23 protein-coding genes are annotated in these 26,110 nt (G+C 50.7%); 14 read left to right on the plus strand and 9 right to left on the minus strand.

Annotation, left to right across the window (positions count from 1 at the left end; translation table 11 throughout):
* Positions 1-43: 43 nt before the first annotated feature.
* Positions 44-1,459 (plus strand): hypothetical protein, encoded by a 1,416-nt coding sequence (locus tag M4D81_RS04590; RefSeq protein WP_260064693.1) that lies wholly within the window; start codon positions 44-46, stop codon positions 1,457-1,459.
* Positions 1,460-1,507: 48 nt separating this feature from the next.
* On the opposite strand, the gene M4D81_RS04595 is transcribed toward M4D81_RS04590, so the two are convergent.
* The 5 genes from M4D81_RS04595 to M4D81_RS04615 form a co-directional block, all read right to left on the minus strand.
* Entirely contained in the window at positions 1,508-2,713 is a 1,206-nt protein-coding gene (locus tag M4D81_RS04595) for a Ger(x)C family spore germination protein (RefSeq protein ID WP_260064694.1), read from the minus strand.
* A complete protein-coding gene (locus tag M4D81_RS04600) occupies positions 2,710-3,819 on the minus strand; it encodes a spore germination protein (RefSeq protein WP_260064696.1) in 1,110 nt (369 codons plus the stop codon). Before M4D81_RS04600 ends, M4D81_RS04595 begins: the two co-directional genes overlap by 4 nt.
* A 30-nt stretch (positions 3,820-3,849) precedes the next feature.
* Entirely contained in the window at positions 3,850-5,517 is a 1,668-nt protein-coding gene (locus M4D81_RS04605) for a spore germination protein (protein ID WP_071220607.1), read from the minus strand.
* Positions 5,518-5,740: 223 nt separating this feature from the next.
* Positions 5,741-7,933: a GH92 family glycosyl hydrolase gene (locus M4D81_RS04610; protein WP_260064697.1), complete on the minus strand. Its 2,193-nt coding sequence runs from the start codon at positions 7,931-7,933 to the stop codon at positions 5,741-5,743.
* A gap of 35 nt (positions 7,934-7,968) precedes the next feature.
* Positions 7,969-9,063, minus strand: coding sequence for a GntR family transcriptional regulator (locus M4D81_RS04615; protein ID WP_071220506.1), 1,095 nt, complete (start codon positions 9,061-9,063; stop codon positions 7,969-7,971).
* Positions 9,064-9,429: 366 nt separating this feature from the next.
* On the opposite strand from M4D81_RS04615, the gene M4D81_RS04620 reads away from it, so the two are divergent.
* Both M4D81_RS04620 and M4D81_RS04625 read left to right on the plus strand, forming a co-directional pair.
* The gene (locus M4D81_RS04620) at positions 9,430-9,909 is read left to right on the plus strand and encodes a MarR family winged helix-turn-helix transcriptional regulator (protein ID WP_071220505.1); all 480 of its coding nucleotides are present in this window, start codon (positions 9,430-9,432) and stop codon (positions 9,907-9,909) included.
* Positions 9,910-10,115: 206 nt separating this feature from the next.
* Positions 10,116-10,646 (plus strand): cysteine hydrolase family protein, encoded by a 531-nt coding sequence (locus M4D81_RS04625; RefSeq protein WP_260064699.1) that lies wholly within the window; start codon positions 10,116-10,118, stop codon positions 10,644-10,646.
* 72 nt (positions 10,647-10,718) lie between these two features.
* Here M4D81_RS04625 and M4D81_RS04630 read toward each other — a convergent pair whose 3' ends face one another.
* From M4D81_RS04630 to M4D81_RS04640, 3 genes are all read right to left on the minus strand, one after another.
* The gene (locus M4D81_RS04630; RefSeq protein WP_071218694.1) at positions 10,719-11,522 is read right to left on the minus strand and encodes an alkaline phosphatase family protein; all 804 of its coding nucleotides are present in this window, start codon (positions 11,520-11,522) and stop codon (positions 10,719-10,721) included.
* Between the two features lie 102 nt (positions 11,523-11,624).
* Positions 11,625-12,476, minus strand: coding sequence for a DMT family transporter (locus M4D81_RS04635; protein WP_071218695.1), 852 nt, complete (start codon positions 12,474-12,476; stop codon positions 11,625-11,627).
* Complete coding sequence (locus tag M4D81_RS04640) at positions 12,476-13,249, minus strand: DeoR/GlpR family DNA-binding transcription regulator (RefSeq protein WP_071218696.1); 774 nt, start codon at positions 13,247-13,249, stop codon at positions 12,476-12,478. The genes M4D81_RS04635 and M4D81_RS04640 overlap by 1 nt, the downstream gene beginning before the upstream one ends.
* Before the next feature lie 191 nt (positions 13,250-13,440).
* Here M4D81_RS04640 and M4D81_RS04645 point away from each other — a divergent pair, with 191 nt between their 5' ends.
* The 7 genes from M4D81_RS04645 (at position 13,441) to M4D81_RS04675 (ending at position 20,288) form a co-directional block, all read left to right on the plus strand.
* Positions 13,441-14,400 carry a metallophosphoesterase family protein gene (locus M4D81_RS04645; protein WP_260065090.1) on the plus strand — a complete coding sequence of 320 codons (960 nt, stop codon included), beginning with the start codon at positions 13,441-13,443 and terminating at the stop codon, positions 14,398-14,400.
* 292 nt (positions 14,401-14,692) lie between these two features.
* The gene (gene rlmN, locus M4D81_RS04650; RefSeq protein WP_216533597.1) at positions 14,693-15,754 is read left to right on the plus strand and encodes a dual-specificity RNA methyltransferase RlmN; all 1,062 of its coding nucleotides are present in this window, start codon (positions 14,693-14,695) and stop codon (positions 15,752-15,754) included.
* Positions 15,755-15,899: 145 nt separating this feature from the next.
* Positions 15,900-16,370, plus strand: a complete 471-nt coding sequence (locus M4D81_RS04655) for a DUF3052 domain-containing protein (protein ID WP_260064701.1) — start codon at positions 15,900-15,902, stop codon at positions 16,368-16,370.
* A 54-nt stretch (positions 16,371-16,424) separates the two neighbouring features.
* Positions 16,425-16,715, plus strand: a complete 291-nt coding sequence (locus M4D81_RS04660) for a DUF6509 family protein (protein ID WP_220687194.1) — start codon at positions 16,425-16,427, stop codon at positions 16,713-16,715.
* Positions 16,716-17,220: 505 nt separating this feature from the next.
* Positions 17,221-18,147, plus strand: coding sequence for a macrolide 2'-phosphotransferase MphI (gene mphI, locus M4D81_RS04665; RefSeq protein WP_260064704.1), 927 nt, complete (start codon positions 17,221-17,223; stop codon positions 18,145-18,147).
* A 325-nt stretch (positions 18,148-18,472) separates the two neighbouring features.
* Positions 18,473-19,009 carry a GNAT family N-acetyltransferase gene (locus tag M4D81_RS04670; protein ID WP_071218703.1) on the plus strand — a complete coding sequence of 179 codons (537 nt, stop codon included), beginning with the start codon at positions 18,473-18,475 and terminating at the stop codon, positions 19,007-19,009.
* A gap of 460 nt (positions 19,010-19,469) precedes the next feature.
* On the plus strand, positions 19,470-20,288 hold the full coding sequence (locus M4D81_RS04675; RefSeq protein WP_260064706.1) for a GNAT family N-acetyltransferase: 819 nt from the start codon (positions 19,470-19,472) through the stop codon (positions 20,286-20,288).
* Between the two features lie 69 nt (positions 20,289-20,357).
* Here M4D81_RS04675 and M4D81_RS04680 read toward each other — a convergent pair whose 3' ends face one another.
* Positions 20,358-21,248 carry a LysR family transcriptional regulator gene (locus tag M4D81_RS04680; protein WP_260064707.1) on the minus strand — a complete coding sequence of 297 codons (891 nt, stop codon included), beginning with the start codon at positions 21,246-21,248 and terminating at the stop codon, positions 20,358-20,360.
* Between the two features lie 122 nt (positions 21,249-21,370).
* Here M4D81_RS04680 and M4D81_RS04685 point away from each other — a divergent pair, with 122 nt between their 5' ends.
* From M4D81_RS04685 to M4D81_RS04700, 4 genes are all read left to right on the plus strand, one after another.
* Positions 21,371-22,447: a branched-chain amino acid aminotransferase gene (locus M4D81_RS04685; protein WP_260064708.1), complete on the plus strand. Its 1,077-nt coding sequence runs from the start codon at positions 21,371-21,373 to the stop codon at positions 22,445-22,447.
* A 245-nt stretch (positions 22,448-22,692) separates the two neighbouring features.
* Positions 22,693-23,589, plus strand: a complete 897-nt coding sequence (locus tag M4D81_RS04690) for a helix-turn-helix domain-containing protein (protein WP_260064710.1) — start codon at positions 22,693-22,695, stop codon at positions 23,587-23,589.
* A 109-nt stretch (positions 23,590-23,698) separates the two neighbouring features.
* Complete coding sequence (locus M4D81_RS04695; protein ID WP_260064712.1) at positions 23,699-24,682, plus strand: N-acetylglucosamine kinase; 984 nt, start codon at positions 23,699-23,701, stop codon at positions 24,680-24,682.
* Positions 24,683-24,746: 64 nt separating this feature from the next.
* A complete protein-coding gene (locus M4D81_RS04700; RefSeq protein ID WP_260064713.1) occupies positions 24,747-26,063 on the plus strand; it encodes a 6-phospho-beta-glucosidase in 1,317 nt (438 codons plus the stop codon).
* Positions 26,064-26,110 lie beyond the last annotated feature (47 nt).

The raw sequence follows: 26,110 nt of genomic DNA on the forward strand, positions 1-26,110 counted from the left end.
GTAGTCACATCAAACCTGCTGCCTGGGAAGGGGCGTGATTCATATGGGGATTCATTTAACCGCGATTCACTGGGTGTATCTGGCGTTTATCGTCTTGATCATGACGCTGTTGATCCGGCGGCGCGATACGGCGCTTGTTTGTATTACCGGAATATTTGCGCTTGGCCTTTTGGCAACGGAAACGCTGAGCGGCTCGGTCTCCGGTGTGTTTGATTCATTCATCTATGCGACCAAAGAGCTGATGGGCACCATCATGATTATATCCATCATCGTGGCGATGAGCCGGGTCTTGATCAAGACGGGGATCAACGAGACGATGGTGGCTCCGTTAACCCGTTTTCTGCGTACTCCCGCGATGGCTTACTGGGGCATCGGAATCATTATGATGGTAACGTCCTTTTTCTTCTGGCCGTCACCGGCAGTTGCGTTAATTGGTGCGGTCCTGCTCCCTGTGGCTATTCGTGTCGGTTTGCCGGCCCTCGGTGCAGCGATGGCAATGAATCTGTTCGGGCACGGCATTGCGTTATCGGGAGACTATATCATCCAGGGTGCGCCCAAATTAACCGCGGATGCGGCTGGATTGCCTGTATCCAGTGTCATGGCTGCCAGTGTGCCGCTCGTGATCGTGATGGGACTTGTAACAACCGTGGCGGCATTCTGGATGATGCGCAGAGATCAGCGGAACGGCAGCTGGAGAGATGGACTGGTAACTATTAAAAGCACGGGAGACACGCTCACCACGCGTACCGAAGAGGATGAGGCTGTTGCGGCCATATCCCCGGCTATGAAAAAATGGTTGGCTATCGTCATTCTGCTGTTGTTCGCAGCAGATGTTGTCGCCATGTTCATCCTAAAGCTGCAGGGCGGCGATGCAACAGCCTTGGTCGGCGGCACAGCCGTCCTGATCCTCAGTGTCATTGCCCTGGTAGCACATCGTAATCGGGGATTGGAGAAGGTCACCTCTTATTTGATCGAGGGATTCATGTTTGGATTCAAGGTGTTCGGTCCCGTCATTCCTATCGCGGCGTTCTTCTATTTGGGGGATTCGGCATTTACCGATTTGTTCGGTAAAGTGCTTCCGGAAGCATCCCATGGTATCGTGAACGACCTGGGGGTTGCCCTCGCGAATGCGGTGCCGCTGAACGGCGCGGTAGGTTCGGTGACGTTGACGATCACCGGTGCCATTACGGGTCTGGACGGTTCGGGTTTCTCCGGTATCTCGTTAGCCGGATCGATCGCGCAGCTGTTTGCTACGGCTATCGGCTCAGGTGCGGCTACCCTGACAGCGCTTGGGCAGGTTGCCGCCATCTGGGTAGGCGGCGGCACGCTCATTCCGTGGGCGTTGATTCCGGCTGCAGCCATCTGCGGAGTCAGCCCATTCGAGCTGGCAAGACGAAATTTGAAGCCGGTGCTGCTGGGTCTGACCGCTACTACAGTCGTAGCGATGTTTCTGGTGTAATCAACAGCGAGAACTTAAAGAGCGCTGACCGTCATTGTCAGCGCTCGTTTAATCTGTTGAGGAACCGAAGTCCGTAATGTTCATGTTGATTTCATACGTAATCGGGACTTGGCTGAAGGTTTCATCCCAATTCTCCTGCACTTTTTTCCACACCTTCGGATGTTTGATGCGGAGCTCAGTGCCAAAACCCCCAACGTCCACATGATAGACATGCTGCATTTTGTTCAGGACCTGTTTGATCTGTTTATGGGCCTCTTCTTCAAACTGCTGCTCCATTTCTGAGATGTATCCACCCGATGAGGGGATCTCCGGAAAGCTCCAATCCTCGATTAATCTGCCTTCGGCATTAACCTTGATATGAAATGAAATTTCGTCTCCCTGAATCTTAGGCACGATGGTGCTGTGGGATTTCTTGGGTTCAAAGGTTACGGTATGGCCGGTCTTCGGCGCATACGTCTTCAGCGCGCCCCCCTTCACGTCTGCCGTAATCCAAGACAAGCCTTCCAGATCATATTGGCTTAATTCCCCGATCCATTTCTTGGTCTTGCCTTTGAAAATGGCGGCTCCCGAGAATTTATGCTCGCTTTGAGCGGTAACGACATTTTGCAACAGGAAGCTTTCCCCGGATTGCATGGCGCTGTCAAGCTTAATGAGTGTCACGGGCGGGATGATTTTGTTGGAACGATAACGGTTATCCACGAGTCCCATCAAGTAGAAAGCAGGGATCTCCCCAGGTTCAGTGGAGCTTAACGCTTCGAGCGCGCTTCGGTGGCTTACCACCACTAGGCAGCTGGGGCGGATATCATTATCGCGGAGAATAAAGTCAAATACCTGCTCCAAGCTGTACCTTTTGGCTAATTCGCTTGAAACCACGATGACCTTCAGATGGTGGCCGATAAGGGGCCGGTCTCTACGTAATGCAAACTGGCGAAAGATTTGAATGATGGAGTCCCCCGTCAACTGTTCGTTCAGGTAGGCCTTGCTTGGCGATGAAGAACCGGACCCTCCTTGCTTCTCGTTCTTTCCCGCAATTGGGGGTACGATCTGAACCGTTGCCGTCAGTACTTTCTTCTTCGGATAGGTTGCCCCTTGTTTATTGATATCTCGTTCGAATCTGGATTCATTCGCTGTATCGAGTCCCAATCCAACATAAACGCTGACATCCTCAATTTCGTTGCTGCTCCAGCAGCCGGTAGTCAGAAGCAGCAGGATGCTCGCCGCCAATAATGACGTATATCTTATATACCTGTTCATTTCGGCTTCACACCTTTCTTACGGACGATGCTGATCAGAAGCAAGAGTAATGGCAAAGCGCCAAATAGATAGATAGAGGCATTACCTACCACATCTCCCAGCTTGAATGTTTCCGATACGTCCTTCGGAATCATCGCGATGAGGAAGATGACAGGAAGCAGGATAAAGAGAAAGGGCCGTATTTTCGTCTTAAGCAGCTGGGACCATCCTAGCGAGGCTGCATAATGCGTTATCGCAAAGGTCGAGAATATTTGCATAATCCAGATGACAAGCAGCAGGGACTCAAAACGCTCGAATATCAGTCCCTGCATTTCAAAACTCCGCATTAAGTCCAGTGTCGGCCATGTTCTTGTCTCAACTCCGTTTATGGACAGCCCGCCAATAACCATAATGACGGTGATTAAATAGATCACCAGGGGCACCGTAATGCCGACGAGCATGGCTTTGGTGCCTTTTTTGGGAGCCTTCATAAACGCCATGGCAACAAACATGATCTCGTAACCCGTGAAAGATAGCAGAGATGGCTTTAACCCTCGAATCACGGGCATAAACCCTGTGCCGAGTACCGGCCTTAAATTTTTGATGTCAAAAATGTTGCTGCTCAACAGGATCGCTATGAGGAAAAAAACCAGCGTAATCGGCAGAATGATCTCGCAGATTCTGGCGATGCTGTTGATCCCCCCGGTGGTCAAATACAGACCGATCCACATAAAGGTCATCACGATGGCCCAAACGGGCGTGCCTTCCAGCAGATATAACCCCGTTACCTCCGCCATAATCCGGATCTCAAAAGCGGCAATGGTAATGAAAAAACCAATAAACAGCAGGCCTAGAACAAAAGCCAGCCATTTCCCGGTGATCTCAGGTACAAATTGAAACCATGTTTTCCCTTGAAATCTTTGGCATAACGCCACAACGATCATTCCTGCCAACAGGATGATCAAACCGGAGATGAGAATCGAGATCCACACATCCGGCGTTTTGGCAGCCTCCACCGTCGTTCTGGGGAGTGTCAGGATACCGGCACCCAGCATGTAGTTAATGATCATGACGGCAGCTTGAGACGTGGTGATCTGGTCATGGGTGCTGTTATTTGCACTGCTCATGGTCATAGCCTCATTTCGTGCTTAGGATGATTAATTTCTGCGGTCAGGGTCGTTCGGTTTTAACATTTGAGGTCGTTTCTTCATCACTTTCAGCGGGAACCGAATGAGGAAGTCCTTCAAGTCATTGATCCCATAAGGCACCATTGGACTTGCATAAGGTACGCCGAAGCTCTTCAGTATGACCAAATGACTGCAGAGAAGAAGGAAGAACATCACGACGCCAAACAGTCCAAGCACTGCCGCAAAGAACATCGCGGAAAACCGAAGAACGCGCAGTGTAATTCCGGCACTGTAGACCGGGATCGTGAAGGAAGAGATGGCGGTTACGGCCACGACAATAACGAGAAACGGACTGACAATACCGGCTTGTACGGCAGCATCACCAATAATCAGACCACCGACGATGCCCATCGCAGGCCCGATGGGTTTCGGGAGCCGGATCCCGGCTTCCCGCAATATTTCAATGGCGATTTCCATGATGAGCGCTTCAATGATCGAGGGAAAGGGCACGCCCTGCCTGGTTTCGATAATGGTCAGCGCCAGCTTGGTCGGAATCAGCCCGGGATGAAACGAAATAAACGAAATGTAGAGAGCTGGTGCTAGCAGCGCCAGTAGGGCCGAGAGAAAACGCAATAAGCGGACAAAGGATCCCGAGATCCATCTCTCGTAGTAATCCTCCGGCGACTGCAGCAGCATGCTGAACGTGACAGGGACGATTAGAGCATACGGCGTGCCGTCAAGCAGGATAGCTACCCGCCCTTCCAGTAAAGACCCGATCACCCTGTCGGGTCTTTCCGTGTTTTGTACTTGCTGAAAAGGACTCATGACATTTTCCTCAATTAATTGCTCGATATATCCCGATTCAAGAGGGTCGTCGATTTCGAGTTTCTGAATTCGCGTAACGACCTCATCGACTAGCTTCGGGTCGGCAATATCCTTCATATAGGCGATGACCAGATCTTTTTTCACCCGGTTCCCAACTACAAATCTGGTGAGCAGGAGGCTTTCGTTCTTTCCGTGAAGCCGTAGTAATCCTGTATTGTCTGCCAATCTCTCGGTAAACCCGACACGCGGGCCTCGAAGAAGTGCTTCGGATAGAGGTTCCTCCAGATTTCGGCTCTTCCCCTTGGCAGAACCAACCAGGAAGGCGCCTTGCATTCCATCTACCAATAAACCGGTTGTTCCCGCAAGAACAGATTGTACGAGTTCCAGTAATCTATCGGTATGTTTAATTTCGCTTACAGGGAGCATCTGGCTGCTGATATAGGCTTTGATCGTATCGCTTGAACGATTGAACTGTTCCTGCTCCGTTTCTGGAATTCCGACCATCATGAGGGGGCGTATAAGATGGGTGTCCATAAGATCGTTGTCCATCAATCCGTCAACAAAAACGATGACTGCCCGAGTTCCCGTCCCCCGGATCGTAAATTCCCTGAATTCCACGTCCCCATTGTTACCGATTGCTTTACGGACGGATGTTAAATCCGCATCGTAAAGCCCCGTCATGAGAGCCTGTGGCGGAACGCTATCCTCTCTCTCGGGGGGAGAGGGTTTGTTCGGTTTGAGGGCGTAACTCGAATTAATAGATTTCCGAAACCAATTGGTTAACGCCAGCATGAGGAAAGGCACCAGTACGAGTAGTAAAGCTTGAACCCAAATCGTCCACTTCGGAATATAGGATACAATTACTGACCACAATGAAGTCACCCCGCCATTTCTTAGCAATAGATCATAATGTGAATCAAGTGTATTGTTTCCCGAGGTGATCTTGAAAATTCCTGTTATTTCAATATCAGGAAGAAAAGCCGAGCGTTGAACTTATAAAACCAATTGCTGAAAAACAGGATAACAAAAAAGGGGCATCCCCAGGCCGTTGTCCTGATGGGGATACCCCTTACATGTATGAACTAAGCTGTAATCGTTACTTCTTCGATATCGAGAACGGGAGCTCATCAGAGCTGTAAGCACGGTAGCTTGGTGCCAGTCCGAGACGGAAATCGAGGGACTTGCCTGCCAGAATATCCTCATGCGTAATGTACAGTTTGGTGTAATCCTGTCCCTCTAATTGGACGTTCGCTACGAAGTTGGACTGTGGATTGTTGTTGTCGGTATGAATCAACATCTGTTTACCGTTTGGCAGCTCAATGCTCACACTGTCGAATAGCGGGATACCGAGCACATATTCATTACTGCCCGGACATACCGGATAGAAGCCCATGGAGCTAAACACATACCATCCGGACATGCTGCCGTTATCCTCGTCCCCCGGGAAACCGTCAAAGCCGCTGTTGAACAGGTTCGACATCAGCTGTTTGAGGACGACCTGGGACGATGCGGGCTGCCCGACATAGTTGAACAGATACGGAATATGGAAGCTTGGCTGATTGGATATCGCCAGCTGGCCATAGTCGATGGCAGCCATCTCACTCATCTCATGAATTTCAAAGCCGTAGCCCCGTACGTCGAAGTCCGGTGCTTTATTGCACAATTCGGTGATTTTATCGAAAAAACGTTCCTTAGAACCATACGCCTCGATCAAGCCTTGGAAATCCTGGAATACGGCAAAGCTGGTCTGCCAGGCGCTTCCCTCGGCATAATCAAGCCCCCAGCTCGTATCGTTGAAATCCGGACGGAATTGGCCGTCCTGATCCTTGGCCCGCATAAACCCGGTTTCTGCATCGAAAATATTTCTGTAGTTGAGCGCGCTTTGTCTGTATTGGTCTGCTACATCCGATCGGCCCAAGACATCGGCCACACGGCTGATGCAGTAGTCGCTGTATGCGTAATCCAGCGTGTGATTCACGCTCTCGTGATAGCTGCTTGGAACATAACCGTACTTGATGTAGTCCAGCGTCCCTTGCCGACCATAACAATTCTGTCCGCTCTGCGTAGTGGCTGCAGTCAGCATGGCTTCCAGCAGTTCCGGCAGCAGGTGCTGAGCCAGTCCCTTGGCCGCCGCATCCGCAATGACGGCGTCAATAAGCGTGCCCGGCATCAGCCCGCGCTCATCCGGGGACAACCATTTTGGCAGGAAGCCGGTTTCGCGGTAGGAATTCAGGAAACCTTCCAGCATTTCCTCATACTCCTTGGGCGCGATGATGGAATAGAGCGGATATACGGTTTTGTAAGTATCCCAGAAGCCGTTATTGGTATAGAGAATGCCCTTCTTGACGGATCGGGCCGTTGTATCGTAATGTACCGGCTCCATGTTGGCATCCAGCTCATAGAACTTCTGCGGGAACAGGAACATGCGGTACAGGCAAGTATAGAAGGTGCGCATATATTCTTCGTTCGAGTGAGTGACCCGGATTTTGTTCAGGTAATGATTCCAGGCTTGTCCAGCCAGTTCCTTCTGCTCATCCAGAGATATGTTCAGCTCACGCTCAAGGTTAAGCTCCGCTTGCTCCAGGCTAATAAACGACGTCGCCAGTTTAACATCCAGCACGTCTCTTTCACAGTCTTTGAAACGAATGACGACATGCTGGTCGACTCCGCCAAAAGCAACCTCCGGGAAGAACTTGCCTTCTTCGTTGTAATAACCTGTTGTTGCGAGATCTATGTCCTTGCTAAAGCTCATGGCTACGTACATACGGAACCCGTCATCGTGACAGCCTGCGAAGTTGCTGACATAGCCAGTTAAATTGCGCTGGGCTGCATCCAGTCGGAACTCGCTTATGTTATTAACATTCAGGACAAAGCCTGCCTGCTGCCCGGAATTGTACTTCATGCGCATTGCCGCACCATAGGTGCTGGGAACCAGCTCCGTGGTGATGTTATAACGCTGCTGCTTCACTCTGAGATAGTGGGGCTTGAATGTCGCTTCTTCAGGCCGGTAGGAGCTTTGACAGGTGAAGACGGACCCTCTGATTTTGCCGTCCGCAATCGGAGTCATCAGGAAGTGGGCGAAATCGCCCATCCATGGACTTGGCTGGTGTGTCAGGCGAATGCCTTGGAAGACGCGGTCATTAGGGTTGAAGAACCAGCTTCCTTCGTTTTTGGTCTGGACGACATAATGGTTCATACCGAAAGGTACACCCGTATAAGGAAGCGCATTCCCGTTGGAATAGGTGTATTGGTTGTTGGTGCCTTGCCTTGTATCGATATAGTTCAGCATGTAAAAGTCTCCTTTGGTTTTTAGAAATAGGCGTGTTACAGCTTCTTCACGGTCTGTCGTTCAATGAGACGAACGGGAACCACGGTATTCTCATGCGGGTGATCCTGGGGATTCTCGATCAGGGTGATAAGGCTTTGTGCAGCCTGATACCCCATCTGTCCGAAATCCTGGGAGATGGTGGTCAGCTTGGGTTCAACGAAGCCCGCGAGATGAATGTTATCAAAGCCCACGATGGAGAAATCATCCGGTACCGACAGGCCCAGCTCTTTGGCAATCTGAATGATCTCGATCGCGATGAGGTCATTCTCGGCAACAATACCCGTAATTCCTTGCGTCACAACGGCTTGAATAAACTGAATATAGTATTCTCTGCCGTTGTCGTTGTCATGGGTTAAGTACCGGTCGGTCAAGTCATTGACGCTGTAATCGATCAGTTTGTAATCATACAAAGCTTTTAAATAGCCGAAATACCGCTCCCGGATCGAGGAAGAGTTCTCCACCTTCAAGGAGGAGATAAAGGCGATCTTCTTATGATTATTCTCGATCAGATGTTTGGAGGCCTGATATCCGCCGCCGAAGTTGTCGGAGACAACCGAACGGAACGGAATCCCTTCAATGCATTTATCCATCGTCACCAGCGGGTACTGTGCCAGGTGATACTGATACAGAATGCCAAGATCCGAGATGCTGCTTATCGGGTAAAGAATCAGCCCCGAATTGGCGCTTTGAAGCGCGGCCTCCAGCAGCTTCCGCTGTCCGACAATCGTATTGGACTGAATGTTCAAAGTGTAGTCGGTCGTTGCGAGATATTCGTTGATGCCTTTTTCGTAATCACCAAGTCCCGGGTTATGAGCGAATGGCAGAATTAGCAGGATCTCCTTATTCGTCTTGCTCAGGGGCCTTTGAGGGTCCCTGTCTGTGCTCACGAAGCTTCCCTTACCTTGGATCCGGTAGATCAGCTTGGCATTCTCCAGCTCGGTCAGCGCCCTCTTCGAGGTGATCCGGCTGACGTTGTATTCCTTCGAAATCTCGGCTTCGGTCGGAAGCTGATCTCCAGCCTGGAGCTCCCCGGATTCAATCTTGGCCATTAAAGCATTTACGATATGTTGATATAGTGGAATTTGTTCCATAGCGGACCTACTCCCTGAATTTGATATATCATTTTGAGGCGTTTATGTCAAAGTCTAATGATACATTTAATAAAAAGTTACAGTTGTTATGTTTGAATACACAAAAGGAATATACTGCCCGGGTGCATATAGTTCAAAGATTCTATGTCCATAGTATCGTGTCCATGGATATATTTCAAGATTAGACGCTCCCAACACCAATAAATTGGAGAGAATAAATGGGTATATATAATAAACGGATAAAGGCATTAATTGATATATCAAATATTCAGGGCTGGTTATCGCTTTCCTGCGGGCGTTGATTTGACAGTTTGTCACTTGAGTGATAAATTGACTGTGATTAGGGTAGGGAGGTGAATGGAGTCAATGAAACAATTGGGATTTCATCAGGAGAACCGATTAGCTATGCTGTCCTGGATTCGGATCACCCGTTTTCAACAGATCGGCAATCACCTCTCGAATGAGTTCTTACAGCCGTTCTGCATTACGGTTGCCCAATTCGACGTCTTGATCCAGGTCTTCGCGCACCAACCTTTATCACAGCAGGAGCTGGCCGAATATCTTTCCATTAGCGGCGGTGGTGTCTCCCATATGGTAAAGCGGCTGGAGAAGCTGGATCTGATTGTCCGCAAGCAGGACTGGAAGATAAAGTATATCTCGCTAACGGATAAGGGACAGGCCCTGCTGGAAGAAATTATTCCGCTGCTGTCGGATTTCCAAACCTCTATGTTCGACGTTCTGGATGAACAGGAGTTACAGCAGCTTTACAAGACGATGAGGAAGCTTCATCAGCATAATGTACAGAAAAAGTCGGCACACCCGAGCGTTATCGTCGAGGAGGAGTAGCTGAAGGTTGCCTTGGCTGCTTGTTATCAGCTTTACGAAGGGAGCTAAAAAAGACGCAGGGGAGTCCTAAGTGAGAGAGGAATTCCTTTTTTTGTGCGAAATGAGTTCATTTTTTAATGAGAGATCTAAATTTTCATATACATCATAGGAACGTTCGTTCTATAATGAAATCGATGAGTACATGAATCGCACAGGAGGGTGTTGTAGTGAAAAAGAGTGCGCTTTTGGTCATTGATGTACAGAATGAGATGTTTCAAGTGAATGATCCGGTGTTTGAAGGGGATCGATTGCTCCACAATCTCAAGCAGCTGATCGCAAAAGCCAGAAACGGCGGCATTCCTATCCTCTACATACAACATAATGACGAGGGTTTGAGGGCAGGGTCGGAGGCGTGGAAGATTAACCCCGAGATCGCGCCTGCGATGTCGGATACCATCATTCAGAAGACCCGACCGGATTCATTCTATAACACCTCACTTGAAGAGGAACTGAAGCGGCAAGGCATAGAACATGTGATTCTTGCAGGTATGCAGAGTGAGTTATGCGTAGACACCACGTGCAGGAGAGCGTCCAGTCTGGGCTATGATGTCACACTGGTATCCGATGCACACAGCACCTGGAACAATTCGGTGTTAACCGCTCAGCAGATCATAGATCATGTGAACGCTACCCTGAGATGGTTTGCGGACGTGAAGACAACAGAAGAGATCCTCATTACGAAAGAAGCCGGCGTGTAATCGCCGGCTTTTTATATATGGATAAATGATCATTAATTAGGACGGGCTTCCGCCATAATACGAATTTCTGGATTAGAATATTCCTTCAGGCACCTTGCCTTCCCAGCAATCCGGTGTGTGCAGCCCCAGCACATGACCGATGACGGCGGCCGTGTCCATGATGCTGATCGGAGCGTCGAGAAGGCCGGGTTTTACGCCCGGACCCGTAATCCCCCAGGTGATGGTCATATCCATCGGGTGGTCACTGCCATGGTCATTAGGATGAGCGCCTCCGCCGCCATGGTCCGTAACCGTGATGATCCAAGTGTCTTCCAGCAGCTGCTGATCATCCAGTGCCTTGATTATCATGCCTACGTACTTATCCGTAACGGCAATCTGTAACAGCTGCTTATCGGTACCGAATCCGTACTTGTGGCCCGCGCCGTCGGGGTGATCCAACTGAATGAACATCAGTTTGAAATCGGGCTGCTCATGAATATAATCGACGATGGCTTCCGTCAGCTCGGGGTCCGGTTTGGATTCCATATGAACATTAATGGTATTCTCAATGATTCCTGTGTTGATCGGTTCCCAGCAGCTGAACGCGGACAGAGGAGCATCCGGCCATTGCTGGCGGGCCAGCTTGAATAGTGATGCATAGGGAAAGCTCTCCGGAATTTGCCCGTGGATCGCCCGGTCATTATCAAGACCGTGTTGGTCCGGGCTTACGCCATATAACAACGAGCCCCAACATTCAGCACTGATGCTGGGAAATACGGTCTGCGCATCGTACGAGTAGGCTCCTGCTTGCAGCAGGGCGTGAAGATGCGGTGCATCCGCTTCTTGAACGAACCTGCCTGCCCCATCAATTCCAAGAATAATGACACGTTTAGCCATCGATAGATCCTCCTCGGTAAGAACAATTTGAACTTTAAGCATAGAAGCTGAATAAGACATTATGCAAAATGTGTACAGGATTGCTTGCAGCAATGGCGGTTGCTACCCCCATGAGGCAATGGTGATGATACCCAGCGTGATGAGTACGGACGTAATGATTCGCCGCCAGCCTTGCTGCTCACGCAGAACGATGATGCCGAGCAGAGTGCCGAATACCGTGCTGATTTCACGGACCGGTGCGATGTGCGCAAGCGGCGTAAGCCGCATGGCGAACAGGAATAACAAGTAAGAACCCGGTGCCAGGATCGAGCCCAGCAGAATTGTGCGCCAGTTCAACGACCATTCCTGTTTCAGCCCTCTGGACATTATCACGGGAACGATGAGAGCGACGAAATAACTGATATTGGATAACTGGATTAGCGCGATCGGGGAGACCCCCGCATCCAGAACCGCCTTATCGGTCAGGGTATAACCGGAAATGCAGAGCCCGACCAGGCAAGCATAGATTAAGGCCTTGGGGTTCAGGCTGGAAGGACCTCTGAATCTTAAACCTGACAAAGCAAACAACGAAAAGATAATGATGCTTAGGCCCATATAACCCGCCGCACTTAGATGCTCATGGAACAACACGAGGCTGCACAGCGAAGTCAGCATGGCCCCAAGCCCTCGCATAAACGGGTATACCTGGGACATATCGCCATGGGTATAGGCTTTGGAGAGCAGCGTAATATAGAAGCCCTGAATGGTCATGGACAGAAGCATAAGTCCGTAAATGTGCGGTTCCAGCTTCAGCCCTGACATCTCCATGAGAAAAGAAGGCATCAGGAGGATTAAGGTGACCGAATGGATGCACCACAGAAACACCGATTTATGAATGCTTCGCTTCGTGAACAGATTCCAAAGGGCATGGGTAAGACCGGAAGACAGCACCAACAGCAGGGATAGCAGCTCCATCAGAAATGTCCGATAAGGACTTCAATGCTGCGGGCGGACAGATTATCCACCCATTCCTGCGAACAGCCCGGATCCGTGATAACCATGGAGATGTCCTCCAGTTTGGCGAGCTTCGAGAACGTGGTTACCCCGAGCTTGGTGTGATCGGCAAGAACGATGCCTTCCTCCGAACGCTCCAGCATTTTTCGCGATATGTAGGCTTCATCCAGATCATAATCGGTAATGCCATCGGTTAAAGAAATACCACCGACCGAGATGAACGCTTTATTCACCTTGAACTGTTCCAGCAGCATTTCGGTCAGAGGACCTGTTGCCGCCTGCTTGGTCCGGTTCATATCCCCGCCGATATAAATAATCTTTCCCTGAAAAATCTCCATCGCCAGATTCAGGACAGGCAGCGAATGGGTGATGACCGTGACATCAGACCTGTCTTTAAGATAACGCATGACTTCGATCGTGGTTGTTCCGTTATCCAGCAGAATGGTCTCCCCATCCTTAACTAGGGAGGCGGCGAGTTTACCGATCGCAGCCTTTTCCTCTGCGCATGTCTGGGAACGGCTGGTGAAGGACGGCTCAATCTGCCCGGAACGTGATTTGACGGCGCCGCCGTAAACTTTGCGCAGCTGGCCTTCTTTCTCTAACCGGTCCAAATCCCGGCGGATCGTTTCCGCGGATACCTCCAGCTGCTCTGCAAGGGCGTGAACTCTCACCTTGCCCTCAAGCTCCAATTGATTTAAGATCTTCCCCCTGCGTTCCTCATAGGTTACAGACATAAATTCATTCACCTCAATATTGTGTATGACTGATGTTGACCGAAGATGTGGATTTGATCTTATATTAGGCTGTTTAAACGGTGTTGTCAATGAAAAATCATTGACTTTTCGTCGTTTCCTCCACTAATATACACATAAAACCACAAAAATTCATTAAAAAACCACATGCCCATGTAAAGGAGACGGTTATGTTGAAGCCAACTCTTCGATTCGGAGACGATCATACCTTCAAGATTGTGCAATTCACAGATATTCATTGGAAGAATGGGGAGCCGGAGGATCAGATGAGCCGACGCTGCATGGAAACGGTACTGGACCTGGAGCAGCCGGATCTGGTGGTATTTACGGGCGATCTCATTTATTCGGGTGAAGCCGATCCCGGCTGGAAAAAGTGCCAGGATCCAGTGCAGGCCTTCAAGGATGTTGTAAAGACGGTGGAGTTACGTGGAATTCGCTGGGCCTTCGTATTCGGGAATCACGATACGGAAGGAGATGTCACACGTGAAGAGCTTATGGATGCAGCCATGCAGCACACCTACAACTGTGCAGAGCACGGCTCGCCGAAAATTCATGGCGTGGGGAATTATACGCTTCCTTTATACGGCAGCAATGGGGAAGAGACAGCGGCCGTTTTGTACTTCTTCGATTCTGGGAGAGAGTCCGAACATCCTGCTGTTTCGGGGTACGATTGGATTCGGCGCGATCAGATCCGCTGGTATGAGATGGCGTCCTTGGCTTACAGCGCCAAGCGTCAAGGGAATCCGCTGCCGTCATTGGCTTTTTTTCATATCCCTCTGCCGGAGTATCGTGAGGTGTGGGAGCGGAAGCCGTGTTATGGCAGCAAGTTTGAAAGGGTATGCTGTCCAGAGGTGAATACCGGTCTGTTCGCGGCCATGCTGGAGCGGGGCGATGTGATGGGCACGTTCGCCGGACATGATCATATCAATGATTACTGGGGGGAGCTGCACGGCATCCGTCTTTGTTACGGCAGAGCAACCGGTTATGGTACGTATGGCCGGGAAGGCATGCTCCGTGGTGCGAGGGTTATTCGCCTGCATGAAGGACAGCGGCAGTTCGACACTTGGATTACGCTAAGCGACGGCTCGCAGATACGGGAACAGGAGAAGCATGAACCCGAGACGTCCCTCTGATATACGACAATAGTCAAAAACACACCTCTTATGAAATGTACGGAAAAGATCCGGATGTTTCATGGGAGGTGTGTTTGGTTTGCGTTATTATCCTTATCCGTTCCTAAGCAGTCGCAGCAGCAGCTCCGCCTTTGGGGGCGTATAGCTCGGGTCCACTTGATAAAGGTATTTATTGGATGTGTCAATCCTGATTTACGTATAAGAAGCGTGAATTGCCTATAACTCCCCTTGTGTTCACTTCGGAATTTTGGGACAATAAGGAGTGGACTATGAATAGAAAGAGGACCAATCAATGAACAAACCATCCATTTATGGATTAACATTAGATCAGTTGACGGCTTGGCTAGGCGAGCGTGGACATAAAAAGTTTCGGGCAACACAGGTATGGGAGTGGCTGTATCGGAAGCGGGTCACCGCTTTTTCCGATATGACGGATGTGCATCCGGAATGCTTGCAGCTGCTCGCGGAGCATTATACGATTCTGACCTTGGAGGAGCACACCAAGCAGGAGTCTCTGGACGGAACGGTTAAGTTCCTGTTCAAGCTGGTGGACGGAAATCTGATTGAGACTGTATTAATGCGGCATAAATTCGGTTTGTCGGTCTGTGTGACTACCCAGGTCGGCTGCAACATTGGCTGCAGCTTCTGCGCCAGCGGTTTGCTGAAGAAGAGCCGGGATTTGTCCGCAGCGGAAATTGTGGAGCAGGTCATGCAGGTACAGCTTCACTTGGATCAACAAGGCAACAGCGAGCGGGTCAGCCATCTCGTGGTGATGGGGATCGGGGAGCCGTTTGATAATTATGAGAACATGTCGGATTTCATTCGCGTGATCAAGGATCATAAGGGGCTTGCCATCGGTCCCCGTCATATTACGGTATCGACCAGCGGGCTGGCTAACAAAATCGTCGAGTTCGCGGACAGCGATCTGGGCGTGAATCTTGCCATCTCCTTGCATGCGCCGAATGATGAGATTCGAACCCGCATTATGAAGATTAACAAAGCGATTCCGATCGAGAAGCTGATGGCGGCGATTGATTATTATCTGGAAAAAACGAATCGCCGTATCACGCTGGAGTACATTCTGCTGAAGGATGTGAACGATCAGCGGGAGCATGCGCTTGAGCTGGCAGAGCTTATTGGCGAGCGACGCAATCTGGCAAATGTGAACCTCATTCCGTACAACCCGGTGGATGAGCACAGCCAATATCAGCGCAGCACAAAAGAATCGATTACCTCTTTTTACGATACTTTGAAAAAACAAGGCATCAGCTGCAGCGTTCGTCTGGAGCATGGAACCGACATCGATGCAGCCTGCGGGCAGCTGCGAAGCAAGCAGATCAAGAAAGCGCAGTAACAAGAATAACGCGCAATTCCAAGGGGATTTATCCGCCGTGTGGATTGACCAGCTGTAAGGGCGTACCCATTCATATGGGTATGCTCTTCTTAATAAAATCCGAAGCGTTATATAAAAATTGAATCGAGAGGAAGGATGCTTTAACATGCTGGAGACACATCCAACCGTCAAAAAGCTGCAATTCAAGGACCTCGGCCAACCGGTTCTGATGCTAAACGCACCACAGGCCTATCAAGAGGTCATCAATTCCCTGCAAGGGGAAGTTCATACGGAGCCTAAGCAAGTGCCTTACGATTTTGTGCAAGCCTTCGGGACAAGCAATGAGGAATTGCAGCGCTTAGCCAAGATCGCGGCCAGCTCTGTGTCTGACAACGGCCTGCTGTGGCTGTGTTACCCCAAGAAATCGTCCAAAACCTACAAGAACTCCGATTGCAGCCGGGAGAGCATTACGGGCATTCTTGCTGACGAAGGCTATGAGCCCGTCCGGCAAATCGCTATCGATGAGGATTGGTCCGCCTTGCGTTACCGCAAAGTGGAGTTGATCAAGTCCATGACCAGATCGTTCGCAGCAACCGCGAAGGGGAAAGAACGGACCGGTCAAGAGGACGATAAATAATTACAAGCTCGATAGGCATACGGGAGATATCAGAGTGATAGAAAGGATGGGAATATGCTGACAATCAAAGAATATAGCGTTGAGCTGGTGAAGGATCCATTTGGAATCCTGGCAGGCAAACGCTTTGAGTTTGTATGCGATTTGGACGTGCCGGAGGACGACGAGCTCTATTCGGAGCATGGCGTCTATCTGAGAGTGATTTATCTGGATGACGAAGAGTCTTCGCGCATTGTAAAATACGACTTCTATGAGCGGACAACGGACCAGTACCTGGACTTCGATATGGAGCCCGAGGAAGAGGAAGAACTCTTGACGTTTTGCAAAGAGCATTTGCAGGAAGCGTAAAGAGCCGGAAGATGAGAACAGGCACGTGCGGAGTGACTTGGTCATTTCTGTGCTGATCTAAACTTATGGAATATTATTCCAATGAAATGGGAAACATTGCCTAAATAGGCCTTGCAAACTACGAATGGTTTTGGTAAAGTTATACACAACTTATAAACGAACGGAGGGTTACGTATGTTGGATTATTCCCGATTGAGATCTTTTCGCGGCTAATGATATAGCGCTAAAGAGACCTGCGCAGATGCAGGGTAATCGGGATGGGTCCGTCTTTTTTACGTAACCCATTTTTATGATATGTCTATAAAAATACACTTTTTTTCATTTGCGGGATAACGGTGTTCTCACCTTCCTGTTTTATTTGAATGTGTATTTCGAGTAGGCATTTCAGGAACGGTGGACAGCTTAGACCCGTTCCGGTTACCCAGCACAGGCAGCTCGTTGCCTGTGCTTTTTTGTTGTAATGACGGCCATGATGCAATGTAAAATGGAAGGGGATTGATTCCTTATGACAATAGCAAAACCAAATGATGATTATACACAAGTGATCCAAGAGATGCTGGAGATTGCCGGAAAACACGGGGTGAATTTGATTCCGGAGGGAATAGAGATGAATGAATCCGGCATGGATTTCCTTGTTGGATTCGCAGAGGAGGCAGGGACTGGAGCACGGTGGATTCTGCGGAAACCGAGACGACCGGATGTGCTGGACAGAGCAGATAACGAAGCTCGGGTCCTGAAGCTGATTCAATCCCATCTTTCGGTTGATGTACCGGATTGGTGGATTTACACGCCGGAGCTCATCGCCTATCCGCTGCTTAGCGGGCAGCCTGCCGCTTCCGTCAGCATGGAAGGATATGCATGGAATATGGATCATGAGAATCCGGGCGACGGGTTTATCCGCTCACTGGCTGAAGCGCTGGTTGCCTTGCATGGCGTCGATCATGACGCAGCCCGAGCAGCAGGTCTGCGGGTAAAGAGTCCCCAAGAGGTTCGTGATGAGACGGCGCGAAATATGGAAGACATCAAGAGCCGTCTGGGCGTTTCCGATGCGCTGTGGGAGAGATGGCAAAAATGGCTGGAGGAGGATTCCTACTGGCCGACGCATTCTGCCCTCATCCATGGCGATCTTCATCCCCCGCATATCCTGATTGATGAGCGCGTGCAGGTGACCGGACTTTTGGATTGGACGGAGTCCGAGGTAGCAAGTCCCGCCAAAGACTTCGTGTTATACTACGCTATTTATGGCGAGCATAATCTCCGTGTCCTGTTGGACCGGTATGAACAAGCCGGAGGGAAGGTATGGCCGCGCATGTTCGATCATATTGTCGAACAGCATGCCGCGTATCCCGTGCTGATCGCCCAGTTCGCTCTCCTGACAGGTCAGGAAGAGTATATGACGATGGCGCGGAATGCCTTGGGTTTGACAGAGTAAGCCTCGCAGGAGGATGCGCCAAGGGGGGGTTATCCCCGTTTAATAAGACTGCAAAGGCACTGAATACAGTGCTGAGAAAACAAAGAGCCAACCGATGTATACATTCGGTTGGCTCTTTGCATGATATAAATTAACAGAATTCAACATTATTTTGGATGAGCTGTAGGACATATAATAAAATCATGGTGAAATAAGGAGTAGGGTTAACGGATTTTTATTACATTCGTAACGCAATTTACATACCTGTAAACCTCTTGGTAGGGTAAATATGTTATCCTAGACATACTAAACTTACATACATCATTCATTAGGGAGGGGATTGACCGTGAATATTGAGGTACGTTTATGCCCGAAGGAACAGTCATTTATTCTGCATAACATATATCCGCTGTACTTGCATGACATTGCTGAGATATGGGGGGTCCGTCCTAACCGGTTCGGTGTATTTGAAAAAGAGGATGTGCCGACCTTAAGCGAGCAGAGCAAGCAGCTCGATGTGTGGTGGGAGCAGCCATCGGTTCTTTTTCCTTATCTGATCTCCGTAGATGGTATTGCGGCAGGGCTGGCCCTGGTGGCGACCACGCCATACATTCCATCGCCGAATATCCAGTACTACTTGAATGATTTTTTTGTGCTTCGGACTTTTCGAAGACAAGGTGTAGCCCAACGAGCGGCTGAGCTTGTGTTCGATCATTTCCAAGGTGCATGGGAGCTGCAAACGAATCCGACCGAGCGCAATATGAGTACCCAGATTTTTTGGCGAAAAACGTTGAACACGTACACGGGCGGACGATATACGGAGCATGATGGCGTCCATCCGGAGAAGGGGGATATGCTGGTCTTCCGTTTTAATAACAAATGAGATGGAGTCTCCAGCATTTCTTCATAGGTGAAATCGGGCTTGACAGCTGGATGCCGCCGGGAGTAAACTGAGTTAAATTTTTCAAACATGCTAGGATGAGGACGCCAGAGTCGCAAAGGAAGCTGAGCCAGAGAACTGCTGGGTGGTGCGAAGCAGTCAGCGGCGATGCATGGCCATCACCTCGGAGCAGATCCGTCGATCGTTTATAACTTGAGGCGTATCCGGGTATTCCCTGCCGTTATCATGGGGCATCATTGATGGATGATGACGAGAGTGCGTATCGGCTTGTCCGGTGCGAATCAGGGTGGTAACGCGGAGACAAGGCTCCGTCCCTACAGGGGACGGAGCTTTTTTGTGTTTTTTGGGCTGACGGAAACGCTGAAGACGGCGGGTCCGTACGATCGGTCCACCACTTGGTCCGGGCAGGGAAAGATCATGTTAGAGAGAGGGAGGCTGAATCATGTTAACGAAGTTGATGCCTCAGGACGAGGTGCTGTACCAGGAAGATTTTATTCAGGATGAGGTGTCATACAATCTGATTCATCTCCTTGCCGGGTCGCCGCAGAACTTGGGGCTGAAATCGCCGGATGGACGCATGATCTTTGCGCAGTCTCCTCGTGGGAATGCATGGTTATGGATTTCCCGGAAGGTTTCCGAAGATAGGCGGCAGCACCTGCTCCAAGCGCTGGTTAGCGAGCTTAAGGAGGTGACCCTGCCTGGGGTGACCGGGGAGCCGGATGTGGCAGAGCAGTTTGCAAGCTGTTACGCAGAGGAACGTCGTGAGACCTACCGTCATCATATGACGATGGAGTCTTATCATGCCCCTGCCGTGAAGCCCCCTCACTTCGTCGAGGGCACCATCAGACAGGCCGCTGCTGAAGATACGCAGCAGGTGGCCCAGTTTCTGGTCGGATTCTCGGAGGATGCTTATGGGGTCCGCGCGAATGCGGCAAGCCAGGTCGAGACGGCGCAGCGACTCCTTCAGCAGGGTGGGTTATATTTATGGATAGCCGGCGGCAAAGCGGTCTCGATGGCTAATGTTGCACACCGGTCACCACGGCACGGTCGCATCAACGCTGTATACACGCCGAGGGCTGAACGGAAAAAAGGCTACGCCGGCGCCCTGGTTGCAGACCTCGGACTTCGCTTGCTGCAGGACGGTTTGGTACCCATGCTGTATGCCGATCAGGCCAACCCGGTCTCCAATCGATTGTATCAACATATCGGGTTTAGCCGCTGCGGGACGATTAGCGACTTCAAGTTTGTTAACAATGAATAAGGAATAATGAATCCGCTAAAGCGGCACGGCTTGGACAAAGCCGGGGAAGACGAAGGGCATCAACAAATGTTATTCTATAAAGGTAGCTAAAAAATGCATAGCCCGATTGGATAGTACATGATCCCGGAGCCAGACAATACCCACATCCGACTGGAAATCAGCGCTCGTAATGGACAGTGTCCGAATGTTGGGAATCGTAAATGAGGACATCACTGACTCGGGTAAAATGGTGGCGCCGATGCCTTCCGCTACCAATGCAACGATAATGGCAACGCTGGAGCATTCGCATATGACACGCGGTTCAAGCTCGCCGCGCTTAAATTCTTGTATTACCCGCTCGTGCATGCCGATTGTCTGATCGGTTTTTAAGGACAAGAACGGATATTCCGCGAGCTCGCGCATCGAGATTTCCGTATGGGAGGATACACTTTCCCAGCTGCTTGGAAGGACCGCGACGAACGGGTCGGAGGGCAAAGGCTGAACGGCATAACGCTCCGGCCCGAAGCTGGATTCGAAAGGGAGCCGGGTCACCGCAAGCTCGATATTGCGCTTGTCGAGCTGATCCGCCAACAGGGAGTGATCGCCTTCCCGGATCTTGAAGGTGACCTCAGGATATTGCTGCCGAAAGATATGGATGCGCTGCGGCAGGAGCGAAATACAGGAGACGACGGCACCGATGGAGAGCATGCCGCGGATTCCCGCGTGGATTTCCTTTACCTCGGTTAGCGTTTCATTGAACTGGTTCAGCAGGGAAGCGGCTCTGTTCTGAAGCAGCTCGCCTGCGTGGGTGAGCTGAAGCTGCTTGCCGCTGCGTTCAAACAGCAGAACCCCGAGCTCTTCCTCCATCAGTTTCAGCTGACGGCTTAATGGAGGCTGCTCCATATTGAGCTGTTTCGCTGCACGCGTGATCTGCCCTTCCTGTGCAATCGTCAGGAAATATCGCAGCTGTCGAATATCCATGTTCATACCCCCTGTCCATACCTTTAAGGTATGGTATCCCTATAAATCAGATACTTTTAATATAGGGTATCCATTGATATGATTCAACTAATAACGTTTGCAAAATAAGGAGATGTGTGCACATGACTTACACGATACCCGTGGAATTAACGATGACCCCGAAGACAAAGCCGAGCCACCATAAACAGGCTTTCGGCACGGTATTTACGGACCACATGTTTATTCTCGATTATGACGCAAGTCAAGGCTGGCACGATCCGCGCGTCGTTCCGTATCAGCCGATTGAACTGGACCCTGCCGCCAAGGTATTTCACTATGGGCAGACCGTATTTGAAGGCTTGAAGGCTTACTTGACGGAAGATGAGCGAATACTCATGTTCCGCCCGAACAAAAATATTCAGCGGCTTAACCTGTCCAACCAGCGACTGAGCATTCCGGCATTGGACGAGGAGCTCGTTATGGAAGCGCTCAAGCAGCTCGTGCTCGTGGATCGCGACTGGATTCCTTCCGAGCCGGGCACATCGCTCTATATCCGTCCATTTGTGATCGCCACAGAGCCTGTGCTTGGCGTAGCGCCATCGCTGCAATACAAGTTCATGATTATCCTATCGGTGGTCGGTTCGTATTATGCGGAAGGCATCAATCCGGTCAGCATTTACGTGGAGCCTAAATACGTGCGTGCCGTAGCCGGCGGCGTTGGCAATGCCAAGACAGCTGGCAACTATGCGGCAGGTTTGAAGGCACAGGATGAAGCAACGCTGAAGGGATACTCGCAGGTGCTGTGGCTCGATGGCGTACATCGCAAATATATCGAGGAAGTCGGCAGCATGAACGTGTTCTTCAAGCTGGGTGATACGGTCGTTACCCCAGCACTGAATGGCAGCATCCTGGATGGAGTTACCCGGAACTCCGTCATCCAGCTGCTTCAGCATTGGAACATCCCGGTAGAAGAACGGGCCATCTCCATTGATGAAATCGTGGAGGCCCATCGCAGCGGCTTGTTGACCGAAGCTTTTGGCACCGGCACGGCAGCGGTCATTTCACCGATTGGCTCCCTGGAATGGCAGGATGAGCAATTGAAGATTGGTGAGGGAGCAACGGGCGAACTCTCCAAACGCGTATATGACGCCATCACGGGCATTCAGCTCGGAACGGTTGAGGATCCGTTCGGCTGGACGGTGGAGCTTGCATTATCTTAATGAACCTTCCTATAAAGACTCTGTCTCAGGCATACTGAGGCAGGTCTTTTTTTAGTAATAGGAAGTATACCCTTCAAGTGACTTACCCTGCCTATTTTCGCAAGAGAACATCCGGGTGGGTGGAGTGCGGCCTGTGTTCTGAGGAAATACGTCGATAAACGTTTTAAGTATAATAAGCACTCATGTTACGATAAGGGTAAATTGTTGATACGTTGATGTCTGAAGGCATGGAGGTGCTTTTTTTAGTGAATCGTCCGCAGAGTGTCGTTCCTGATGCTATAGATTTTACGAACGCTGCTTTTCCTTTTACAGCGTCGACCACGCACGGCATATTTGCCGGAGCCCAGCGCCTGCATTGGCATCATGCTTTGGAGCTCAATTATATTCAGAGCGGGACCGGATTTATTCTGATCAACGGGATGAAACTCCAGTTTCAGCAGGGGGATATTATTTTCATCAACAGCAATGATCTTCACCGGGCGTATGAGACTGAGAACCTGGTGATGGATGTCATTATGTTCGAGCCTTCGTTATTATCCATTGACCTCAAGTTCGATCCGGATCTGATGGCTCCCTTCCGTTCGCTCGGAAACATGGAGAGGCAGTCCCCCGTGCACGATGAATTGGCTCACCTGCTGGGGCGCATGATGGAGGAGTATCAAGCCCGAGGTACAGCATATATGAGCCTGATCCGCTCGGATCTTATTCGTTTCCTGAGTTTGGCAAACCGCCATCTCTCGATTCCGGCTCAAGCGAACAGGCCGATCAAGGGCAGGGGAATGCATGCGTTAAAAGAAGTCCTTCGCACGATGGAGTTTCAGCTGGACTACAGCTGGACGCTGCAGGAACTGTCGGACTTAACGCATCTGAGCCCTTCCCGGTTCAGCGCTCTGTTCCAGCAGGCGGTCGGCACTTCACCGCACCATTATCTGATTCAGCTGCGCTTGACGCATGCCGTGCACTTGCTAGAGACGACGGACCAGAAAATTATCGAGATTGCGGAATCCTGCGGGTTTCGGAATCTGTCTAATTTCAATCGTCTGTTCAAGCAGCATGTCGGCGCATCGCCAAGCGAAATTCGGGAGCGTGCTTATGCCGGCACTCCTATAATCCCCTCCACTTCAAAAACCAAGAAACAGTAAGATAGTATCACTCCTTGATCGTATAACAGTAGATGGATGCCAGTGGAAGCGGTATCTTAAATATATACCACCACATGACGCCGCTGGATGGCGGGTAGGAGTGAAATGCATGAGTTTGTATCTGGGTGTAGATGCCGGCGGTAGTAAGACACACGCCGTGATCTGCGATGAACAAGGGAACATTCTTGGCAAGGGAGCGTCTGGGAACGGTAATCACCAGATTCACCGTGAACATGCTGCCCGTAATATTGAGGAAGCCTGCAATGCGGCTCTTCAAGAGGCTGGAGCTGCCAAAAAAGATATCAGTTATGCTTATTTCGGCTTGGCCGGAGCAGATCGGGAAGCCGATTATGAGATCCTGCGTCCAATGATTGGGGCTCTCGGTTATCCTAAGCATGATATCGCATGCGATACCATGATCGGGATGAGGGCTGGAACGAGCCGTCCATATGGCGCAGCATTGATCTGCGGTACGGGCTTCAACAGCGCGGCCCGAAATCGTGCGGGAGAAGAGCTGCAGTATGGAGGCTTTGGCTTCTTGTATGGAGACGGCTACGCGGGCGGTTCCGGATTTGCCACGCTGGCTTTCCGGGCAGTCATTCGGGCCTGGGATGAGCGGGGACCGGCAACCTTATTGACATCGCTCGTACTGGAGCAATTGGGATATACGTCTGTAGAACCGATGTATGAGGATGTCCTCTACGGCAAGACGAAGGTTCCGCCAAGCCTCGTGAAGACCCTGTTCCAGGCAGCTGAAGCAGGTGACGAGGTAGCCACCCGAATTCTTGAGAATGAAGGCGAAGAGCTGGCCAATGCGGTATGTACGCTGATCCGGCGGCTGGACATGACGGATGAAGCCTTTGACATTGTCTATATCGGCAGCGTGCTGAACAGGCCGAACAGCTCGATCCTGACGGATGCGATCGAGCGGATCGTTGCGGTCCGGGCACCGCATGCAACCTGTGTAAGACTGACATCCGATCCGGTTTCCGGCGCGCTTCTCTGCGCGATGGACGCTGACGGTCATGCCATTGATGCACAGACGGAGGCCAAACTGAAAGCATTTACGTTTGAGCAGGCAACCACAGCCTGATCAGTTTATCGTTGGATAAAAACCTGATAAATACGATTGATACCATACCTTGGAGGCGATTAACGTGGCAGCAGGATTAAAGATAGCGGTCATCGGGGGAGGTTCCTCCTATACCCCGGAAATTGTTGAAGGTTTCATTCGCAATTATGAGCAAATGCCAATTCGCGAACTATGGTTCGTTGACATTGAAGAAGGCAAGCATAAGCTGGAGATTGTAGGCAATCTGGCCAAACGCATGGTGAAAGAGTCGGGCCTGCCGATCGAGGTTCACCTGACGCTGGATCGCAGACAAGCGATTGCGGGTGCCGATTTTGTGACGACCCAGATGCGTGTCGGCCTGCTCGCGGCACGTAAACAGGATGAGCATATTCCGATTAAACACGGCGTCATCGGGCAGGAGACGACGGGCCCGGGCGGCATGCTGAAGGCGCTGCGCACGGTTCCGGTGATTCTGGACATTTGCCGCGATATCGAGGAGCTGGCACCGAATGCATGGATGCTGAATTTCACGAATCCGGCGGGTATCGTCACGGAGGCGGTTGCTAAGCACAGTAAGGTGAAATCGGTCGGTCTGTGCAACTCGCCGATTAACTTTCAGAAGTTCCTGGCGGCGGAGTATGGCGTGTCGGAGAAGGACGTACTGGCCGAGTTTGTCGGGATCAACCATCTGCACTGGGTGACGTCCGCTATCGTTAACGGGGAAGAGAAGATGCCGGAGTTGCTGGACGGCGGCAAATCGTATACGGCAAAGAACGTGCCGACCTTCGGCTGGGATGCGGACTTTATCCGCTCGCTTGGAGCGATCCCGACGTATTATCTTAAATATTTCTACATGACCGATACGATGTTTGCGGATATGAAGGCATCGCTGGAGAAGGACGGAACCCGAGCGGACGTGGTCAGCCGCGTTGAACAGGAGCTGTTTGAGCTTTACAAGGATGAGAATTTGGCCGTGAAACCGAAGCAGCTGGAGCAGCGGGGCGGCGCTTATTACTCTGAAGCGGCAGTCAACCTGATGACGTCCATCTACAATGACCGCCATGATATCCAGACATTGAATGTCGCAAACGGCAATATCTATGATTTCCTGCCTGCGGATGCCAGCATCGAGATCAACTGCGTGGTTACGGGCCAAGGGCCAATACCGCTGGCTCCGCAAAAGGTTCCTTCCCATGTGAAGGGACTGATGCATGCGGTGAAAGTGTACGAACAATTGACGATCGAAGCGGCCATTACCGGTGATCGCGGCATTGCGCTGCAGGCGCTGGTGCATCATCCGCTGGTGCCGTCCGTGACCGTAGCGAAGCAGCTGCTCGATGAAATGCTGGAGGCGAACAAAAAGTACTTGCCGGCTTTTTTTAAGCCGGAGGCTGTGCTGTAAGGCGGAATGAAGCCCAAACGTGCGATTATGATATAGAGCCATGCAAA

It is taken from the genome of Paenibacillus sp. p3-SID867, assembly GCF_025142895.1.
In the GTDB taxonomy this organism is placed as follows: Bacteria; Bacillota; Bacilli; order Paenibacillales; family Paenibacillaceae; genus Paenibacillus_AQ.

Excerpts from the sequence above, each read along its gene's own strand:
- M4D81_RS04675 (WP_260064706.1), top strand. The coding sequence starts at position 19,470 with ATGTTAACGAAGTTGATGCCTCAGGACGAGGTGCTGTACCAGGAAGAT.
- M4D81_RS04660 (WP_220687194.1), top strand. The coding sequence starts at position 16,425 with ATGCTGACAATCAAAGAATATAGCGTTGAGCTGGTGAAGGATCCATTT.
- mphI (WP_260064704.1), top strand. The coding sequence starts at position 17,221 with ATGACAATAGCAAAACCAAATGATGATTATACACAAGTGATCCAAGAG.
- M4D81_RS04590 (WP_260064693.1), top strand. The coding sequence starts at position 44 with ATGGGGATTCATTTAACCGCGATTCACTGGGTGTATCTGGCGTTTATC.
- M4D81_RS04695 (WP_260064712.1), top strand. The coding sequence starts at position 23,699 with ATGAGTTTGTATCTGGGTGTAGATGCCGGCGGTAGTAAGACACACGCC.
- M4D81_RS04595 (WP_260064694.1), bottom strand. The coding sequence starts at position 2,713 with ATGAACAGGTATATAAGATATACGTCATTATTGGCGGCGAGCATCCTG.
- M4D81_RS04685 (WP_260064708.1), top strand. The coding sequence starts at position 21,371 with ATGACTTACACGATACCCGTGGAATTAACGATGACCCCGAAGACAAAG.
- M4D81_RS04680 (WP_260064707.1), bottom strand. The coding sequence starts at position 21,248 with ATGGATATTCGACAGCTGCGATATTTCCTGACGATTGCACAGGAAGGG.
- M4D81_RS04635 (WP_071218695.1), bottom strand. The coding sequence starts at position 12,476 with ATGGAGCTGCTATCCCTGCTGTTGGTGCTGTCTTCCGGTCTTACCCAT.
- M4D81_RS04620 (WP_071220505.1), top strand. The coding sequence starts at position 9,430 with ATGAAACAATTGGGATTTCATCAGGAGAACCGATTAGCTATGCTGTCC.
- M4D81_RS04600 (WP_260064696.1), bottom strand. The coding sequence starts at position 3,819 with ATGAGCAGTGCAAATAACAGCACCCATGACCAGATCACCACGTCTCAA.
- rlmN (WP_216533597.1), top strand. The coding sequence starts at position 14,693 with ATGAACAAACCATCCATTTATGGATTAACATTAGATCAGTTGACGGCT.
- M4D81_RS04640 (WP_071218696.1), bottom strand. The coding sequence starts at position 13,249 with ATGTCTGTAACCTATGAGGAACGCAGGGGGAAGATCTTAAATCAATTG.
- M4D81_RS04630 (WP_071218694.1), bottom strand. The coding sequence starts at position 11,522 with ATGGCTAAACGTGTCATTATTCTTGGAATTGATGGGGCAGGCAGGTTC.
- M4D81_RS04655 (WP_260064701.1), top strand. The coding sequence starts at position 15,900 with ATGCTGGAGACACATCCAACCGTCAAAAAGCTGCAATTCAAGGACCTC.
- M4D81_RS04615 (WP_071220506.1), bottom strand. The coding sequence starts at position 9,063 with ATGGAACAAATTCCACTATATCAACATATCGTAAATGCTTTAATGGCC.
- M4D81_RS04610 (WP_260064697.1), bottom strand. The coding sequence starts at position 7,933 with ATGCTGAACTATATCGATACAAGGCAAGGCACCAACAACCAATACACC.